Source organism: Burkholderia sp. NLJ2, assembly GCF_049487195.1.
Taxonomy (GTDB): domain Bacteria; phylum Pseudomonadota; class Gammaproteobacteria; order Burkholderiales; family Burkholderiaceae; genus Burkholderia; species Burkholderia pyrrocinia.
In genome coordinates, this window is record NZ_CP137809.1 from 652,477 (window position 1) to 669,659 (window position 17,183).

At 65.4% G+C, this 17,183-nt stretch carries 15 protein-coding genes and 1 pseudogene; 6 read left to right on the forward strand and 10 right to left on the reverse strand.

From position 1 onward, the window contains the following. Positions 1-9: 9 nt before the first annotated feature. From R9B84_RS19560 to R9B84_RS19570, 3 genes are read right to left on the reverse strand one after another with little or no spacing between them, the layout of a single operon-like run. The gene (locus R9B84_RS19560; RefSeq protein WP_423760028.1) at positions 10-1,167 is read right to left on the reverse strand and encodes an acyl-CoA dehydrogenase family protein; all 1,158 of its coding nucleotides are present in this window, start codon (positions 1,165-1,167) and stop codon (positions 10-12) included. Between the two features lie 10 nt (positions 1,168-1,177). Then, complete coding sequence (locus R9B84_RS19565; RefSeq protein WP_423760029.1) at positions 1,178-2,419, reverse strand: thiolase family protein; 1,242 nt, start codon at positions 2,417-2,419, stop codon at positions 1,178-1,180. A gap of 51 nt (positions 2,420-2,470) precedes the next feature. Further along, positions 2,471-3,256 carry an enoyl-CoA hydratase/isomerase family protein gene (locus R9B84_RS19570; protein WP_423760030.1) on the reverse strand — a complete coding sequence of 262 codons (786 nt, stop codon included), beginning with the start codon at positions 3,254-3,256 and terminating at the stop codon, positions 2,471-2,473. An 85-nt stretch (positions 3,257-3,341) separates the two neighbouring features. On the opposite strand from R9B84_RS19570, the gene R9B84_RS19575 reads away from it, so the two are divergent. Continuing rightward, positions 3,342-4,583, forward strand: coding sequence for an AraC family transcriptional regulator (locus R9B84_RS19575; RefSeq protein WP_423760031.1), 1,242 nt, complete (start codon positions 3,342-3,344; stop codon positions 4,581-4,583). A gap of 94 nt (positions 4,584-4,677) precedes the next feature. On the opposite strand, the gene R9B84_RS19580 is transcribed toward R9B84_RS19575, so the two are convergent. Then, positions 4,678-4,869, reverse strand: coding sequence for a DUF2964 family protein (locus R9B84_RS19580; RefSeq protein ID WP_423760032.1), 192 nt, complete (start codon positions 4,867-4,869; stop codon positions 4,678-4,680). A gap of 15 nt (positions 4,870-4,884) precedes the next feature. After that, positions 4,885-5,364, reverse strand: a complete 480-nt coding sequence (locus R9B84_RS19585; protein WP_423760033.1) for a universal stress protein — start codon at positions 5,362-5,364, stop codon at positions 4,885-4,887. A 285-nt stretch (positions 5,365-5,649) separates the two neighbouring features. Between R9B84_RS19585 and R9B84_RS19590 the strand changes: the two genes are divergently transcribed. Continuing rightward, complete coding sequence (locus tag R9B84_RS19590) at positions 5,650-6,411, forward strand: 2-keto-4-pentenoate hydratase (protein WP_423760034.1); 762 nt, start codon at positions 5,650-5,652, stop codon at positions 6,409-6,411. Between the two features lie 87 nt (positions 6,412-6,498). Here the strand turns inward: R9B84_RS19590 and R9B84_RS19595 are convergent. Both R9B84_RS19595 and R9B84_RS19600 read right to left on the reverse strand, forming a co-directional pair. Then, positions 6,499-6,744, reverse strand: a pseudogene (locus R9B84_RS19595) (EamA/RhaT family transporter); the annotation flags it as partial. A 92-nt stretch (positions 6,745-6,836) separates the two neighbouring features. Beyond that, positions 6,837-7,568, reverse strand: coding sequence for a GntR family transcriptional regulator (locus tag R9B84_RS19600; protein ID WP_423760035.1), 732 nt, complete (start codon positions 7,566-7,568; stop codon positions 6,837-6,839). Positions 7,569-7,718: 150 nt separating this feature from the next. Between R9B84_RS19600 and R9B84_RS19605 the strand changes: the two genes are divergently transcribed. Then, on the forward strand, positions 7,719-9,089 hold the full coding sequence (locus R9B84_RS19605) for a class-II fumarase/aspartase family protein (protein WP_423760036.1): 1,371 nt from the start codon (positions 7,719-7,721) through the stop codon (positions 9,087-9,089). Between the two features lie 26 nt (positions 9,090-9,115). Then, positions 9,116-10,522 (forward strand): cation:dicarboxylate symporter family transporter, encoded by a 1,407-nt coding sequence (locus tag R9B84_RS19610; protein WP_423760037.1) that lies wholly within the window; start codon positions 9,116-9,118, stop codon positions 10,520-10,522. 82 nt (positions 10,523-10,604) lie between these two features. Here R9B84_RS19610 and R9B84_RS19615 read toward each other — a convergent pair whose 3' ends face one another. Together R9B84_RS19615 and R9B84_RS19620 are read right to left on the reverse strand one after the other, a co-directional pair. Beyond that, positions 10,605-11,879 carry an aminotransferase class V-fold PLP-dependent enzyme gene (locus R9B84_RS19615; protein ID WP_423760038.1) on the reverse strand — a complete coding sequence of 425 codons (1,275 nt, stop codon included), beginning with the start codon at positions 11,877-11,879 and terminating at the stop codon, positions 10,605-10,607. 55 nt (positions 11,880-11,934) lie between these two features. Beyond that, positions 11,935-13,260 carry a cation:dicarboxylate symporter family transporter gene (locus R9B84_RS19620; RefSeq protein WP_423760039.1) on the reverse strand — a complete coding sequence of 442 codons (1,326 nt, stop codon included), beginning with the start codon at positions 13,258-13,260 and terminating at the stop codon, positions 11,935-11,937. A gap of 204 nt (positions 13,261-13,464) precedes the next feature. Here R9B84_RS19620 and R9B84_RS19625 point away from each other — a divergent pair, with 204 nt between their 5' ends. Together R9B84_RS19625 and R9B84_RS19630 are read left to right on the forward strand one after the other, a co-directional pair. Then, positions 13,465-14,403, forward strand: coding sequence for a LysR family transcriptional regulator (locus R9B84_RS19625; RefSeq protein ID WP_423760040.1), 939 nt, complete (start codon positions 13,465-13,467; stop codon positions 14,401-14,403). 149 nt (positions 14,404-14,552) lie between these two features. After that, entirely contained in the window at positions 14,553-15,965 is a 1,413-nt protein-coding gene (locus R9B84_RS19630) for a 3-deoxy-D-arabino-heptulosonate 7-phosphate synthase (protein ID WP_423760041.1), read from the forward strand. A 42-nt stretch (positions 15,966-16,007) separates the two neighbouring features. On the opposite strand, the gene R9B84_RS19635 is transcribed toward R9B84_RS19630, so the two are convergent. Continuing rightward, the gene (locus R9B84_RS19635) at positions 16,008-17,060 is read right to left on the reverse strand and encodes an AraC family transcriptional regulator (RefSeq protein WP_423760042.1); all 1,053 of its coding nucleotides are present in this window, start codon (positions 17,058-17,060) and stop codon (positions 16,008-16,010) included. Positions 17,061-17,183 lie beyond the last annotated feature (123 nt).

Sequence of the window (17,183 nt, forward strand, 5' to 3'; positions counted from 1 at the left end):
CTATGTTTCTTAGAACGCCGGCACGCCGGTCAAGGCACGGCCGATAATGAGTTGCTGAATCTGGGTCGTGCCTTCCGGAATCGGCGCGATGATCGCCTCGCGCGCGAGCTTCTCGACGAGGAATTCGGTCGTGACGCCATTACCCCCGTGGATCTGCACGGCCTGGCGGGCGATTTTCACGGCTGCTTCGCAGGCGAAATACTTGGCCATCGCCGCTTCCATCTCGGCCGGCACGCCTGCTTCGATCATCGATGCCGCGCGGTAGGTCAAAAGGCGCGCAGCGTCCACGTTGGTCGCCATTTCGGCCAACATCGCCGCGATCAATTGGTGACCCGCGATGACCTTGCCGTGCTGGCGCCGCTCCGTTGCATAACGAACCGCTTCTTCAAGCGCGCGGCGAGCGATGCCCAGCCCCTGGGCGGCGACGAATACGCGCGACCGTTCGAACAGCGAGAGCGTATTGCGCAGCCCCTCGCCTTCGTTGCCGATCATGTTGGAGGCCGGCACGCGCACGTCGGTCAGGAAGATTTGCGCGGTGGACTGGCTGTTGAAGCCGATCTTGTGGATGCCGCGTACTTCGTACGGATGCTCGTTGCGGTCGAGCAGGAAATGGGTCAGCCCCTTGCGCGGATCGTCGCTGGTGCGGCAAGTGCAGATCAGGAAATCCGAGTACTCGCCGTTGCTGATCCAGGTCTTTTCGCCGTTGATGATGAAATGGTCGCCATCGCGGCGCGCACGCGTTCTGATCTCCAGCACGTTGGAGCCGACGTCGGGTTCCGAAATGCCCATCGAGACGAAACTGTCTCCGCTCAACAGGCCGGGCAGGTAGCGTTCACGCAAATGCGGCGGCGCGACCTTCTCGAGCAGCACGACGCCAAACGAGTTGATCAGCACCGGCACCGACAGGTCGGCCGAGGTGGTCGCCACCTCCTCGAACAGCATCAGCGACGTCAGCCAATCCAGGCCCATGCCGCCGTTGGCTTCGCTCGCGATGCCCGACACCAGCCCGAATTCCGTCAGCCGCCGCATGATGTCGGCCATCTTGTCGCGCGGCACGAACTTGTCGCGGTATTGCTTGCTGAAGATCGGATCGATCTCGGCGTCGAGGAAGCGTTTCAGTCCATCGACGGCAGCCTGCTGCTCTTCGGTGCGAAATACGTGTCCCATAGCGGACTCCTTATTGTTTCGCCAGGATGTTGACGCCGACCACGGCCTCTTCGATGCCGTACAGGCCGCCGCCGTTTTCCTGGATTGCGATGCGCGCGTCCTGAACCTGACGCTGTCCGGCTTCGCCGCGCAACTGCGTCACCAGTTCGTGAATCTGGCCGAGACCGGTCGCGCCGATCGGATGGCCCTTCGATTCGAGGCCGCCGGATGGATTGATCGGGATGCGTCCGCCGACCGTGAAGTCGCCGCGCTCGGCTGCCGGGCCGCCTTCGCCGAACGGCACCAGCATCAGCGATTCGGCGTTGAGGATCTCGCCGATCGCCGACGCATCGTGCACTTCGGCAACGTCGACGTCCTGCGGCGTAACGCCGGCTTGGTCGTAGGCTTTCCTCGCCGCGAGGTGGGCGATGATCTTGTGCGGCTCGTCGACACTGCGCGTCATGCCGGTCTGAATGACGCTGGCCAGCACGCGCACTGCGCGTCCAGCCTCGCCTTGCAGGCGCTTCAGGCCAGCGGCGGTGCACAGCACGGCAGCGGCGGCGCCGTCGCTGATCGGCGAGCACATGGCCGTCGTCAGCGGGTAGGTGATCGGCGGCGAAGCGAGCACCTGCTCGATCGACATCGGCTGCTGGAATTGCGCCAGCGGGTTATGCACCGAGTGCTGGTGGTTCTTGGCCGCGACCGCGGCGATCTGGCGCTGCGTGGTGCCATAGCGCTTCATATGGTTGCGAGCGATGGCCGCGTAGACATCCATGAACACGCTGTAAGGGCGATCGGACATCGTGCCAGGCGGGGGCTCGACGCCTTCGCCCAATGCCAGCAGCGTCTTCTTGTTTTCCTCGACGGTCGAGACGTCCCAGCCGCCATCGAACGCGGCGAACATCTTGGCCTTGTCGGCAATGTTCATCTTTTCCGCGCCGACGGCCAGCGCGATGTCGCAGGCGCCGGCCCGCAGCGCCTGCACCGCCAGGTTGAATGCCGAAGCGCCGGACGCACAGGCGTTTTCGACGGTGAACACCGGAATGCCCGCGATGCCGAGTCGGCGCATGGCGATCGGCCCGGGAATCGCGGTCTGCCCCTGGAACTGACCATTGGTCAGCGTCGCATAGAATGCCGAGCCGATGTCGGCGGCCTCTGCGCCGGCGTCTTTCAATGCCAGGGTGACGGCCTCGCCGACCATGTCGTATACGCTGCGCTCCAGCAAGCGTCCGAACGGCGTCATGCCGACACCGGCAACATAGATATCGTTCATGTAATTCCAGAAAGAGGAATGAGAAATGCGGTATGAAGAAATCGGGGCGGCTTAACGGCCCTGGAATCGCGGTGCGCGCTTTTCGGCAAATGCCTGCAAGCCCTCCTGCAGGTCAAAGCTGCGCAGATGGCGACGCAACATGACTTGCTCGTGCAGCAGGGCGTCGTCCCGGCTCTTGTCGGCGGAGGTGCGCGCGACTTCCTTCATGCGCCGCAACACGACAGGGCTCTTTCCGGCAATCTGGCCGGCCAGCTTCATCGCTGCATCGGACAATTCAGCGTCGGGATGTACTTCGGATACAAACCCGTAAGCCTTCATCTCGGCCGCCGAAAGCGTCTTGCCGGTCAACAGCAGATACATGGCGATGTTCTGGGGAATCAGGCGCGGCAAGACCGCTGCGCCGCCAGCGCCGGGATAGACGCCGAAGTTGGCATGGGCGTCCCCGATGGCAACGCTTTCCCCAGCGATGACGATATCGGCGCACATGGCCAGCTCCAGGCCCCCTGCCATGGTGACGCCGTTGAGTGCGGCAATCACCGGTTTGGAGAAATTGCGCAGGCGCGCAAGCGTTGCGTCGGCACGGTCGAGGAAATCTGCTTCACCCACCTCCGCCTTCTGACTTGCCAGCACCTCCTTCAAGTCCGCGCCGGCACAGAATGCTGGGCCGGCGCCGGTCAAGACCAGGACGCGAATGCCATCGTCGGCGGCGATCTGCGCCAGCCGACGGTCCAGTTCGGTCAGCAGCGCGATATTCATCGCGTTCATCGCCTTGGGGCGATTCAGCGTCAAGCGCGCAACCGCGCCGGTTGTTTCAAACAGCAAGGCTTCGTCGGTCATGACGTCTCCGGTTTATCTTGGAATGATGTCGTGGCGGAGAGGCACAGACCTGTCCGCGCTAGGAAGTGATCATAGGCAGGGGGAAATGACCGCGCGGCTCTTTGGAACGAAAAGTACATTCCGCAAAGCGATCCGCGGTGAACACTCGCGGAACATGCCGGTGAGCAGTGACTGCGGGGGGACGTGGCCGTTCCGGCGCGGTCGAATGGCGGCCGGCGTGAGCGCGCGTTGGGCGATTCAGCGGCGGTGTAGAATCGGCAGCACCACCGCCTGTCGACATCACCGCGCCTTGAAACCCGACCGCCAACCGCCCCTCGTCACAACGCAAGAAGCGACGACCATAGGGGGGTACTGCACGGCAATCGCCAAGACTCTGGAAGCCAGCGGAATGGACAGCGAGCGCATTTTTCGCTCCGTCGGCGTGCAACCCCACTTGGTGAACGGCCCGATGGTCCGGCTGCCTGTCGCGACCCTGACCAGGCTATACCGCGCGTGCGTCGAGGCCACCAACAATCCGTATTTCGGCCTGTCGGTCGCCCGGCACATCCATATCTCCAATTTGCATGCGCTCGGCTATGCGCTCGCCGCCAGCAGCACGCTGCTCGACTTCTGTCGCCGGCTGGAGCGGCACTTCCGGCTGGTGTCGCAGGCGGCGACCGTTCATGTCATTGAAGAAGGCGACACAATCGCCGTGCGCGCCACCGATATCAAGATCGAGGTCTGCGGCGAAACCGAAGACGCATTCGTCGGCTTCCTGGTGCACACGATGCGCATGTTGTACAAACCGGGATTCAACCCGCTGTCCGTGGAATTCCATCGTCCCATGCCGCGTGAGGGCGACGAGCCGTACCGCGCGTTGATGCGAGCACCGGTCAGTTTTTCGAATCAGGCCATTACGCTGACTTTCGACAGGCATGAGTTGATGCAGCCGCTCGGCGGAGCCTGCCCGGAATTGGCGCAAGTCAACGACAACATCGCGAATCAATATCTTGCACGTCTGGACAAGAGCGACGTGGTGACCGGCGTCACGCAGAAGATCATCGAATTGCTGCCCTCCGGCGACTGCAGCAGGGAGAAGGTAGCCGAAGCGTTATGCGTGAGCCCGGCTACGTTGCAGGTGCGGTTGGCGCAGCGCGGCACCCATTTCCTGCAGATCATGGACGTCACGCGCCGGGAACTGGCTTGCAATTACATCCAACAGCGAACAGGCTCGGTAACCGAGATCGCTTTCTTGCTCGGATTCACCAGCACCAGCAATTTCGCCCGCGCATTCAAGCGATGGACCGGCAAATCACCTACGCAATTCCGGGATGATTCACCCGCGTAGGGAATGGCCGGTGACAACACCAGCAGAACACACTCGGGCAAATATCGTTACCGCAAGAACGCCGACGTTTGTGTAAAAGCGCGTCGCTGGTGCGTCACTCCTCGCCTTTCGCGCCCGGATTGAGCATCACGACGAAGCCGGCCACGCCGACAACCAACGCGATCGCGCCGCCGCGCAGCGCCGTCTCGGAATCGAACAACAGCCCCGTCACGACGGCCATCATCCCGGCGAGCGATACGAACACGGCGATCGCCGCGACGACGATCCGGTACTGGCGGCGTATCATCGCGCGCCCGCCGCGTTACGCCGCGGCGGCGGCAGCCGGCACATCGGCATCGTCGCCGCGAATCAGCAGCACCGGGCACTTCGAGCCGCGCACGAAGCGCTCGGCGACGCTGCCGAGCAGCACGCGCCGGATGCCGCGCCGCCCGTGCGTGCCGACCACCGCGAGATCGATGCCACGCTCCTTCACGTAGCGCTGCAGGCGTTCCGCGATGTCCTCGCCGATGCTCTCGGTCTCGACGAGTTCGGCTTCGCCCTTCGCGCCGGCCAACGCGATGATCTGTTCGGCTTCGCGCAGCACCTTGAAGCCGTCTTCGCGGATTTCCTCGACGAGCGCATGCGGGTCGAAACGGCCCGCGTAAGTGAACAGCACCGACTTGTCGACCACATACACGACGCCGACGTGCGCGTCGCCCGCCAGTGCCACCTTCACTGCCTCGGCAAGCGCCAGTTTCGACGATGCGCTGCCGTCGACGGCGACCATGATCCTCTCGTACATGCGAACCTCGCTGGGGTGAACTGCCGCGCGCCCTATCGCGCGACCATGTCACCATCATCGGCCGACGACCGGTTCGGTTGTTGACGGCAATCAAGCGTCGCGGGAACCTGGCCATGCGGCAAAGCGACACGCCGCACGTGTCCGCACTTCGTGCCTGCTGCCGGTGGTGCGCGCGTGGCCGGCGACAGGCTGCCGCGCTGCGACCGCGCCGAAGGCGCTATCATCGGAGCTTCAACCTTCGTCCGGCCCTTTTTTGCCGGCTCACTTTCAACTCGCTCAACCGACATGACAACGACTACCGAACGCGTGGACGGCGCCGCCCAGCATCTCGTCGCCGCCCGCCATGCCGGCTCGCCCGGCCCGCTGCTGCCCGATGCGCTGCGCCCCGAGGACGTCGACACCGCGCTGGCGATCCAGCAGCGCGTCGCCGACCTGCTCGGCGAACCCGTCGGCGGATGGAAATGCGCACTGCCGCCGCCCGACCGCGTGATCCTCGCGCCGATCTTCGCGTCGACGATCCGCGAAGCCGATGCGCCGTACCGCGTCGTTGGCGGGCCGATCGTGCGGATCGAGCCGGAAATCGCGTTCGTGCTCGATCGCGACCTGCCCGCGCGCGAGCAGCCGTACGACGAGAACGACGTGCGCGACGCGATCCGCGAAGTGCGCATCGTGCTCGAAGTGCTCGGCTGTCGTTATGCGGAACCGGCGCGTGCGTCGAAGTTCGAGCTGCTGGCCGACGGGCAATTCAACCAGGGGCTGTGCGTCGGCCCTGTCGTGCACGACGGGCTGAACGTGCCGCTCGCGACGCTGGCGCTGTCGTTCGAAGGCGCGCTGAATCGCGCGATCGACGGCCGCCATCCAGACGGCGATCCGCTGAAGCCGCTCGTGTGGCTCGTCAATTTCCTCGCGTCGCGCGGCGATGCGGTACGCGCCGGCCAGATCGTGACGACCGGTTCGTACGCGGGCGCGATCGACGTGCCGCTCGGCGATGCGCTGACGGTCCGCTTCGGCGAGCTCGGCAGTTTGTCGGTGACGTTGACGGCGTGATGTGCGCGCGGCATGCGGACAGGCCAGACCCGGCCGGTCGCTTGCCGCGGTGCGACGGGCGCGATAGACGCGCGGCCCGCTTTATCGTCACGCGCGCTGCTGCCCGATCTTGCGTGACGGCAGCGTCATCGCCGCCACGCCGGCGACCCCGCACCTGAGCCCCAGCCATGCCGACGCCGACAGCGACTCGCCGAGCAGCACGATGCCGATGCCGACGCCGATCGGTACGCGCAGATAGGCTGGCGCCATCGTACCGACCGACCCGAGCGTCTGGACGAGCCGGAAGTCGATGACGAACGCCAGTGCGGTCGAGAAGGCCGCGAGCACCAGTATTCAATGGTCGAAACGACTGGTCCGATCAAGGGCGCTGCCTGCGACCTGACGTCGAACAAGCGGGACGTCGACGTCTTCATCGCTCCACCCGGCTAGCTGTCGGACCGTTTCAGCTTCATCGATACGGAAAATCGTTCGGCCGGGTGAATGCTGATCGAGATTTCGAACGCAATGCCCGCCGAATCGATATAGCGTCGCACGATTTCAAGCGCGGCCGTTCCCGCCGGGATCTTCAGCCGCGCAGCCATGTCCGGCGAGACGTTCACCGCCTGCACGTTCTGCTGGATTTCCGCGACGCATCTTCCGTAGCGGGCCTCGATCAACGAACTGATCAGCGTGTCCGGCTCGCTGCGAGCCGTCTCCACGATTTCGGCATAGCCGGGATCGATATAGACATCCGTCCAGCCGATCGGCGGACGCGATGCGTCGTGTTCGACACGCAAGCTCGAAATACGCAGCCAGCGTGCTCCCTCTTCGCACTTCAGCACCTTCGCGAGCTTGCCGGCAACGGTGAGTTGCTCGACCGACTGCACCACACGCAAATTCTCAGAGCCGAACTGGACGAGATCCTCGACCGACGAGAGCGACGGCCGGAAGTCGTTTTTCGGCTGCGCCGATTCGACGCGCGTCCCGGCGTTCTTGCGGCGCGAGACGAAACCGAGCTGCTGCAGCTCGTGCAGTGCCGCACGGATCGTATGCCGGCTGGTCTGGTACAGATCGCGCAATTCGAGCTCGGTCGGCAGGTATGAGCCAACCGGGAAGCGGCCCGACGCGATGCCTTCGGTCAGGTCGCGCGCAATCTCGGCAAAGTGGGGTCTGTTCATTTTCTCGGCGAATCGGTCGTCGCCGACAGTTTAAGGGTAAACATCGCTTGAGCGATATGTCCGGACATAATACGCTTCAATATGTCCGGACATATCGGCGCAACCCTGCATCGAAGATCCGATTCCTCTTGCCCCGTTTTCGAGGTCGCCATGCCCAGCAGCCCCCTCCCCGTCTCCAGCACCGTCGTGGATTCGATCCTGTTTCGCGACGCATTCGGTACCGCAAAGATGCGCGCGATCTTTTCCGATTACGCGCTCGTGCAGCGCTACATCGATGTTGAAGTCGCGCTGGCCAAGGCCGAGGCGCGGGTCGGCGTGATTCCGGCCGACGCCGCCGACGTGATCGCACACGAATCGCGCATCGAGCGCATCGATTTCGAGCACATGCGCGAGGAGACGGACATCGTCGGCTATCCGATCCTGCCGCTCGTCCACCAGCTCGTCGCGATGTGCGGCGAAGCGGGCCGCTACGTCCATTGGGGCGCGACAACGCAGGACATCATGGATACCGCTGTGGCGCTGCAGGTGCGCGATGCGCTCGATTCGATCGACGGCGACATCCGCGCGCTGCGCGGGATCCTGGCCGATCTGGCGCAGCGGCACCGCGATACCGCGATGGCCGGCCGGACCCATCTGCAACAGGCGTTGCCGGTCACGTTCGGATACAAGGCGGCCATCTGGCTGGCGATGTTCGACCGGCACCAGCAGCGGCTCGCGCAATTGCGCTCGCGTGTCGCGGTCGTCGAGTTCGCGGGCGCGGCCGGCACGCTGGCGTCGCTCGGCGACAAGGGCTTCGATGTCCAGAAGGCACTCGCGGAAGAACTGAAGCTCGGCGTACCGGCGACGACATGGCACGTTGCGCGCGACGGCTTCGCCGAGGCCGTGAACCTGCTCGCGCTGATCACCGGCTCGCTCGGCAAGATCGCGACCGACATCATGATCATGGCGTCGAACGAGTTTGCTGAGGTCTACGAACCGTTCGTCAAGGGGCGTGGCGCGAGCAGCACGATGCCGCAGAAGCGCAATCCGATCTCGAGCGAGCTGATGCTGGCGGCGGCCAAGGCGGTGCGGCAGCACGCCGGCCTGATGGTCGACGCGATGATCCAGGACTTCGAGCGCGCGACGGGCCCGTGGCACGCGGAATGGATTGCGATCCCGGAGAGCTTCATCCTGACGTCCGGCGCGCTGCATCAGGCGAAGTTCGCGCTCGGCGGGCTGATCGTCGACACGGAACGGATGAAGCAGAACCTCGGCATCAGCAAGGGGCTGATCGTCGCCGAAGCCGCGATGATGCAGATGGCGCCGTTCACCGGGCGCCAGCAGGCGCACGACATCGTGTACGACGCGTGCCGGACGGTCAACGAACAGGGCGGGACGCTCGCCGAAGCGCTCGCCGCGCTCCCCGAAGTGACGCGGCATTTCGATCGCGACGCGATCGATCGCATGACCGATCCGGCCAATTATCTGGGGCTCGCACCGCAAATGGTGGATCGGGCCGTCGCACTGTCCCGCGATATCTGAATGCACGCCGTGGAGGAGACACGATCATGAATCAGGCACCGACCTCGCGCGACGCATCGGCCCCCGCCGTGCCGAAGCGCCCGTGGTATCGCAAGCTCGGCATGCAGGTCCTCGCATCGCTGGTGCTCGGCATCGTTGCCGGGCTGCTGTTCCCGGCATTCGCCACGCAACTGAAGATCCTCGGCGACGTTTTCCTGGCGCTGATCAAGGCCGGCGTCGCGCCGCTCGTATTCCTGACGATCGTGCACGGCATCGCGTCCGCCGGCGACGTGAAAAGCGCGGGCCGGGTCGGATGGCGCGCGATCGTGTACTTCGAAGTCGTGTCCACGATCGCGCTGGCATTCGGCTTGTTCGCCGGCAACCTGTTGCGGACCGGTCAAGGCATGACGTCCGTTGCGGTCGGCAAGGTGCCGGTCGCCGCGGTCAAGGCGGCGCCGCAGGGGTTCACCGAGTTCGTGATGCATCTCGTGCCGGACAACTTCATCGGCGCATTCGCAAAAGGCGAGCTGCTGCAGGTGGTCGTCCTGGCGGTGATGGTCGGCATCGGCATTCTCGCGATTCCCGAAGCGAGGCGCGCGCGCGTCAACGACGGGCTCGACCGGATCTCGGAGGTGTTGTTCTCGTTCATCAATCTCGTGATGAAGCTCGCGCCGATCGGCACCTTCGGCGCGATCGCCTTTGCGGTCGGCAGCAACGGGACGGCCGTGCTGGTCGCGCTGGCGCAGCTCGTGCTCAGCTTCTATGCGGTCGTCGTGCTGTTCATCGTCGTCGTGATGGGCCTCGCCGCGAAACTGGCCGGCTTCAGCATGTGGCGTTTCATGCGCTACATCAAGGACGAAATCCTGATCGTGCTGGGCACGGCGTCGTCGGAAAGCGCACTGCCGCGCCTGCTGGTCAAGCTCGAACGGCTGGGCTGCGCGAAGCAGACCGTCGGGCTCGTGCTGCCGACCGGCTATGCATTCAATCTCGACGGGACGTCGATCTTCATGGCGATGGGCGTGATGTTCATCGCACACGCGTACAACGTGCCGCTCACGTTCGAGCACCAGCTCGGAATCCTGCTGCTGATGCTGCTGACGTCCAAAGGCGCCGCGACGGTATCGGGAGGATCGTTCGTCGTGTTCGCGGCGACCGTGACGTCGACAGGCCTGCTGCCGGTGGAGGGGCTGGCGCTGATCTTCGGTGTCTACCGCTTCATGTCGATGGCGATCGCGACGTGCAACACGATCGGCAACAGCCTGGCTACCGTGGTCGTCGCGAAGTGGTCCGGCACGTTCGACGAGGCCATCGCGCAGCGCCACCTGTACCCCGAGCGCTATCCGGAAACGGCGCGCGCCGACGCGCAGTTCGACGACGGCAACCTGCGTCGCCACGCCACGGACGACGCGAATCCGCATGCGCCCGGCATCCCGCTCGAACACCGCGGCCTGTAGCACCGGTTCAAGGCGACGGCGCGTGCCGAATCGGCTTGTTGGCGAGCCGTCGCCGGTTTCACCATCGAGGTCGATCGGACGATCAACGCGCCGCCATCGCTTCCGTAATCGCAAGAAACCGCTCGATCTCGTCGCCCGTATGGCAGTGAAGCGGCGACACGCGCACCGCGCCGTCGAGATTGAACGACTTCAGCATCCGGCCTGAATACAGGCTCGACGCGACCCGCTCGTAGACGATCACGCCGCGCTGCTCATATTCGCGCACCGCCCGCGTCGCATCGAGATTCGCGAACCCGATGCCGACGATCAGATCGCGCTCCGCGAGTTCGTCATGGTCCCAGAACACGCGGACGCCTTCCATCGCCCTGAGCCCGCGCCGGCCACCGTGACCATCGAGCAGCGCCGCCAGCAATGCACGTTCGTGCAGTTCGATCCGGTGCATGCCTTCGGCGAACAGCGCGCGCCGATCGTCCGAATCGTTGAAATACGCGCCGATCCACGCAACGTAATCGACGATCGCCGTGACGACTGCGAATTGCGCCGGCGCCGGACTGCCGAGTTCCCACTCGCCCGACTCTTTCGCCGCCAGCCGGTGATGCGGCAACGACGCCGCGCGCGGCGACAGCCACGAGATCCCGGAACCGCGGCAGCCGAAGAATTTGTACGGCGCGAAATTGATGCCGTCGACCGGTGTTTTCTGCAGGTCGATCGCGCCGTGCGGCGCATGCTGGACCGCATCGACGACGATGAACAGATCCGGCTTTTTCTCGCGCGCCCGCGCAACGATCGCGTCGATGTCGAGTTTCGCGCCGGAAATGTTCGACGCGGCCATCACGCTGAGCAGTGCGGTATCCGCGTCGACGAGCGCCACGATCGCGTCGACGTCCACGCCGCCGGTTCGCGGATTGCTCGGCGCGATGCGCAACGTCTTGCCGGTTCGTTCCGCGTAATACGTCATCGCGTCGTAGGAGGAAGGATGCTCGAGCACGGTCGTGACCGCGTTCGTGCCCGGCACGTTCTCCATGATCGCCCTCACCATGTCGAACATCGCGCCCGATGCGGTCAGCGACGCGTAGATCGAACCGCCCTGCGCGTTAAGGATCGTGCGCACGTCGTCCTCGCCGCGTGCCTGGATCGCCTGCAGGTCGAGCGCGCGTTCGTGAATGCGCTCGGGGCAATCCGGCAGCGCATCGACACGCGAATGCGCATCGAGCGCCGCCTTCAGCCGAAACGAACCGCCGGCGTTGTCGAGGAACAGGCGCTCGCGCCCGTCGATGTCGCGGTCGATGTGATGAAAGCGCGACCGGATTTCGCGCATCAGCGCGTCGGGAAAGAAGGCTCCACGGATACTGCTCATCTGCGATGCTCCTGTTTGCTTCGTAAGGTTGTCGGTCGGTGTCGTGCGGCCCGGGTCATGCGTCGAGCGACGCGAGATACGCGCGGCCTTTTTCCGCGTCGTATCGGCCTTCCCACTTCGCGATGACGAGCGGCGCGAGCGCATTGCCGATCACGTTCAGCGCGGTGCGCCCCATGTCCATCACGCGATCGACCCCGGCGATGAAGGCGAGCCCCTCGAGCGGCAGCCCCGCGCTCGCCAGCGTCGCGAGCAGGATCACGAACATGAAACCCGGCACGCCCGCCGCGCCCTTCGACGTGACGACCATCGTCAGCGTCAGCACGATCTGCTCTTGCCAGCCCAGGTGCACGCCGTACAGCTGGGCGACGAACAGCGTGCCGATCCCGAGATAGATCGACGCGCCGTCGAGATTGAACGTGTATCCCGTCGGCACCACGAACGTCGTGATGCTCTTCGGCACGCCGTAGTCCTCCATCTTCTTCATCAACTGCGGCAGCACGGTCGCCGAACTGCAGGTCGAGAACGCGATGATCAGTTCATCCTTGATCACGCGCAGCAGCGTGAGGATGCGGAAACTGCACAACCGCGCGACCACGCCGAGCACGCCGATCGCGAACAGCAGGATCGCGAGGTAGGTCACGGCGACCAGCTTCAGCAGCGGCAACAGCGAACCGAATCCGAAGCTCGCGACGGTCACCGCGATCAGCGCGCACACCCCCACCGGCGCGTAGTGCATGACCATGTTCGTTACCTTGAACATCGCGTCGGCAATGCCCTTCAGCACGGCGAGGACCGGCATCCGGTATTCGTCCGGCACCGATTGCAGCCCGAGTCCGAACAGCAGCGAAAAGAAGATCACCGGCAGCAGGTCGCCCTTCGCCATCGACGCGACGATGTTGTCCGGAATCACGCCGAGCACGAGCGCCATCAGCCCGTGGTGGGCCTGCGCCTGCTGCGCCGCCTGCCGGTAATGCGACATGTCCGCGTGGCCGAGCTGCGACAGGTCGGTGCCGACGCCGGGCTGCAGCACGTTGCCGATCACGAGGCCGAGCACGATCGCGACGGTCGTCACCGCTTCGAAGTAGATCAGCGTCTTCAGGCCGATACGCCCGAGCGACTTGCCGTCGCCGACGCCCGCGATGCCGATCACCATGCTCGTGAATACGATCGGCACGACGATCATCCGGATCAGCTTGATGAAGATGTCGCCGGCCGGCTGCAGGAATCCGGACACCGCCGCATCGCGCATCTGCGGAAAGCGGTTCAGCACGAGTCCGGCCGCGATGCCCACGACGAGCCCGATGACGATCTGCCACGCCAGCCCGACGCGCGGCTTGCGCACGGCGTGCTCGGCCGGCGGGTTCTCGATGACGGTGTCCATGTCTCTCTCCATAACTGGGGTCCAAACGATTGCACGCGGCGCATCGTGCGCCGCGCGTTCCGGCCACGGGTTTTCCGGCCGGTTCGGGCCGCGCAGGACACGCCGGGCGACACGACATCGACACCTTAAGCAGCCTAAATAAGCGAAAAAAGCGATTTTTTTATATGTCAAACTATCGCTTTAATTCATGAATCGGCGGGCGAGATGCTGACGTTCAAACAGATGGAGGCGTTGTACTGGATCGTGCAGCTCGGCTCGTTCGAAGCGGCGGCGACCCGGCTCAACACGACGCAGTCGGCCGTATCGAAGCGCATCCAGGAGCTCGAGCGCGCCTTCGACCTGACCGTGTTCGATCGCGCGCACCGTAGCGCGAGGCTCACCGACAAGGGGGCCGAACTCTTCGATCACGCGAAGGAATTGCTCGAACGGCGCGACCAGATCGTCGAGCGCATCAGTTCGAAGGAGGCGCTGGTGCGGCAGGTCCGGATCGGCGTGACCGAACTGACCGCGCTCACGTGGCTGCCGCGCCTGATCGCGGCCATCCAGGCCGCCTATCCGAAAGTGCGCGTGGAAGCCGAGGTGGACCTGAACGCGACGCTGCGCGAGCGCCTGGCAGCCGATACGATCGATCTGATCGTCGTGCCGCAGATCCACGCCACCGAGTCGTTCGTGTCGACCGCTGTCGGCGAGGTCGACAATGCGTGGATGTGCGCAACCGGATTCGCCCCGCAGCGGAAGACGGCGATCCCGCTCGCGGACATCGCGCAATTTCCGCTGATCCTGCAAGGCAGCCTGTCGGGTACGGGCCATCTGTACACGCGCTTTCTCGAGGAACACGGTGTCGGCATGCAGCGGATTCTGGCCAGCAACAGCCTGATCGCACAGATCGGCCTCGTGCTGTCCGGGCTCGGCGTCAGCTATCTGCCGAAGGCGTGCCTGTCGCGCATGGTCGCGTGCGGCGCGCTCGACATCGTGCAGACGCGCCCCGCGCTGCCGCCCGTTCGCTACGTCGCATTGCACCGGGCCAACCGGCCGCATTCGCTGAATGCCGAGATCGCGCGGCTCGCCGCGCAGTCGTGCAACTTCAACACGAATTTGCTGGATCCCGGCGAGCATCCGCAGCCGGGAATGCGCACGTCGTAGGCGACGCTCGGCACCCTGATGGATCGAATCCCGCCGCGCCTTCGACCACGCGATCGTGCACACCCGACCCGGCGTGATAACGTTGCACATCATCGCGCGCGCCGGCCCGAACCCCGATCACGCGAACCGCATTCATCCCGGTACCTGCCATGTCGCTGACACCGCTGCCCGCCCTGCTCGACGAAGTCCTGCGCACCGTCGCTCGCCGTTACCGGCTGCCGCCGCTCGACCGCGCGTCGTCGCCGACCGACGCCGCGAACCCGGCCGCCACCCTTGCAATCGTGATCGAGGAAGCGCGCCGGATGCGGAGCGATGGACAAGCGCCCGGTGCGGAACTGCAGCAGCGCTTCATCGATGCGCTCGCACGGATGATCCGCGACGCGATGGACAGGCAATCCGGCGATCCCGCCTTCCAGGCCGCCGTGCTGCGGCACGATGCGCCGAGCGTGCGCGAATACGCGTCGTTGCACGCGCACGCCGAGCAGGACCGGCGCGCGCTGCACTCGGCCGTCAATGCGATCGCGCACCCGGCCAAACTCGAGCGCAGTGCCCAGGCGTGGCAACGCGACGGGCTCGCGCGGCTGCATGCGGCCGCAACGTCCGCGTCGTGGGCCGATCTCCATGCGACGCTGCAGCACCTGCTCGCGCTGCCCGACATGGCGACCGACGCCGCTTTCGCGCAGGACATCGCCAAGCTGAAGGATGGTGCGGCGCTCGAACGCCTGCTGCGTCTCGATGCGCTGGCGTCGGACGAGCACGTTCGTCGATACCGTGCACTGTGGGTGCGCCAGGGGCCGCTCGAAGGCAGCACGATCGCGGTTGCGCAAGGCGCCGCGTCGCAGCAGCGCGGCGCGGCCGTCGAAGCGCTGGCCGCACAGGTACTCGACGCATTGGCCGGCAGGCTCGAAGCCGTGGACGAGCGGCGCACATACCGTGTGGTCACATCGATGCGCGTGCCGTCATCGATACCGGGCCGGCACGATCGCGCAAAGACCGAATGGGACGCGATCCTGCTCGAACGCGCGCTCGGCGATGAACCGGCGCCCGCATGGAACGTCCGCTTCCTCGTCGAAGCGAAGGCATCAGCCGATGCGGCGACAACCGATTTGCCGCGGCTGCTGCGCGGCCTGAACCTGCTCGCGCAGGCCGACGCGGACACGATCTATTCGTTCGAGACGCACCAGGGCACGGTGCGCGTGCACGGTGCGTCGCTCCGCGCGTTGACGGCCGACGACGCCGCGCTGCAACGGGAAGTGCTCTATTGCTGCGATGCGTCCGCGGACGCGACGCCGCGCCTGTTGGGCGCCGCGAGCCGGATGCAGTTGCTGTCGACGCAGGCGAGCCTCGAATACGCAAGCGCGCTCGCGCAACAACCGGATGCCGATCCGGGCGGCCTCGGCGTCATCTGGCACGCGCTGCTGACGCTGCCGCAATGGCATGCCGTGCTGCATCAATACCCGTCGTTGCGGCAGGTTCGCGAACTGATGGTCGCGATCGACGACTTGCGGGCCGCGATCGACGATGTCGCCGACGATGGTGTCGCGAGCAGCGTGTACGCGTGATGCACGAGCCGGGCCGTCGCGCAACGGCAACGCGCCGCCCGCTCAGTTGGTGAGCACGCCGAACGGCAGCGTCCACCCCGCCAGCCGGCCGCCGTCGGCCCATCGGGCGTCGGCCGCGTCGCAAGGCAGCAGAATCGGCGCGGCCGCACACTCGAGCGTTTCCTTCGGCGTATGGCCGAACTCCGCCTTGAACAACCGGTGGAAATACTTCTCGTCGGGAAAGCCGTGCGCCCACGCGATTTCCGCGATGCGCTGATGCCTGCGCTGCGGATCGCCCAGCACGTGGTACGCGTGACGCAGCCGCCTGCGCGTGATCTGCCGCATCACGCCGCCGTCTTCCTTGAACAGTTGATAGAGCCGCGCTCTCGACACGCCGATGTCGCGGCAAATCCGGTCGGGCGTGAGGTCGGGCTCCAGCAGATGCGTGTCGATGTAGCGCCGGACCCGCTCGACCAGCGCGTTGTCGATCGGGCCGCGCGCGTCGTGCAGCGCCTGCGCGGTCGGCGACACCGCCGCGGCCAGCAGCAGCAACATCGACTGCACGATGCTCGGCACCTCGAGCATGCGCAGGCTCGGCAGGTTCCGGAACAGCGACAGCATCTGGTCGCCGAGCAGGCGGCTCACGCCGCTCGTCAGCGTCTGGCCGTGCAACTGCGCCGCGTGGCTCGGCAGCAGATATCTGGGCACGACCAGGCTGATCACGTCGCCGGCATCGACCTTGCAATCGTTGATCTGCGCGACGTCATAGACGAACAGGTCGCCGGCGCCCTTGACCAGTTCCGGCCCGCCGATGCGGCTCGCAACGCGCCCGCCGAGCAGCAGCGTGAACCGGATCGAATCCTGCCCGTCGAGCCGGATCCGCCGCGTGGTCCGGTGGACCGTATAGGTCGGCGCACGCGACCGCCAGCGCCGGCCCGACAGGATCAACGGGCCGAGCGCCGCGCCGCTCGCTTCCGCGTCGAATGCGCCGTGGCCGCCGTCGTCATCGAGCCGGTAGTCGCACAGCATGTCCTTGACCCAGACGTGGAACCGGTCCGGCTCGGGGTAGTCGATCGTGCGAAACTTGAAAACAGGGACGAATGCCGCTTGATCCATGACAGTTTTTTTATCGAGCCGACGGGAAAGGATGAATCGGTTCGTCGATTATCGGACCAAATTGCGCCGGTGCAAGGCCGACGCGGCATATCGTCCACCGAAGCGGTCGACCGACGCCCGGCA

Excerpts from the sequence above, each read along its gene's own strand:
- R9B84_RS19630 (WP_423760041.1), top strand. The coding sequence starts at position 14,553 with ATGTCGCTGACACCGCTGCCCGCCCTGCTCGACGAAGTCCTGCGCACC.
- R9B84_RS19620 (WP_423760039.1), bottom strand. The coding sequence starts at position 13,260 with ATGGACACCGTCATCGAGAACCCGCCGGCCGAGCACGCCGTGCGCAAG.
- R9B84_RS19635 (WP_423760042.1), bottom strand. The coding sequence starts at position 17,060 with ATGGATCAAGCGGCATTCGTCCCTGTTTTCAAGTTTCGCACGATCGAC.
- R9B84_RS19575 (WP_423760031.1), top strand. The coding sequence starts at position 3,342 with ATGACCGCGCGGCTCTTTGGAACGAAAAGTACATTCCGCAAAGCGATC.
- R9B84_RS19610 (WP_423760037.1), top strand. The coding sequence starts at position 9,116 with ATGAATCAGGCACCGACCTCGCGCGACGCATCGGCCCCCGCCGTGCCG.
- R9B84_RS19615 (WP_423760038.1), bottom strand. The coding sequence starts at position 11,879 with ATGAGCAGTATCCGTGGAGCCTTCTTTCCCGACGCGCTGATGCGCGAA.
- R9B84_RS19570 (WP_423760030.1), bottom strand. The coding sequence starts at position 3,256 with ATGACCGACGAAGCCTTGCTGTTTGAAACAACCGGCGCGGTTGCGCGC.
- R9B84_RS19585 (WP_423760033.1), bottom strand. The coding sequence starts at position 5,364 with ATGTACGAGAGGATCATGGTCGCCGTCGACGGCAGCGCATCGTCGAAA.
- R9B84_RS19625 (WP_423760040.1), top strand. The coding sequence starts at position 13,465 with ATGCTGACGTTCAAACAGATGGAGGCGTTGTACTGGATCGTGCAGCTC.
- R9B84_RS19580 (WP_423760032.1), bottom strand. The coding sequence starts at position 4,869 with ATGATACGCCGCCAGTACCGGATCGTCGTCGCGGCGATCGCCGTGTTC.
- R9B84_RS19565 (WP_423760029.1), bottom strand. The coding sequence starts at position 2,419 with ATGAACGATATCTATGTTGCCGGTGTCGGCATGACGCCGTTCGGACGC.
- R9B84_RS19590 (WP_423760034.1), top strand. The coding sequence starts at position 5,650 with ATGACAACGACTACCGAACGCGTGGACGGCGCCGCCCAGCATCTCGTC.
- R9B84_RS19605 (WP_423760036.1), top strand. The coding sequence starts at position 7,719 with ATGCCCAGCAGCCCCCTCCCCGTCTCCAGCACCGTCGTGGATTCGATC.
- R9B84_RS19600 (WP_423760035.1), bottom strand. The coding sequence starts at position 7,568 with ATGAACAGACCCCACTTTGCCGAGATTGCGCGCGACCTGACCGAAGGC.
- R9B84_RS19560 (WP_423760028.1), bottom strand. The coding sequence starts at position 1,167 with ATGGGACACGTATTTCGCACCGAAGAGCAGCAGGCTGCCGTCGATGGA.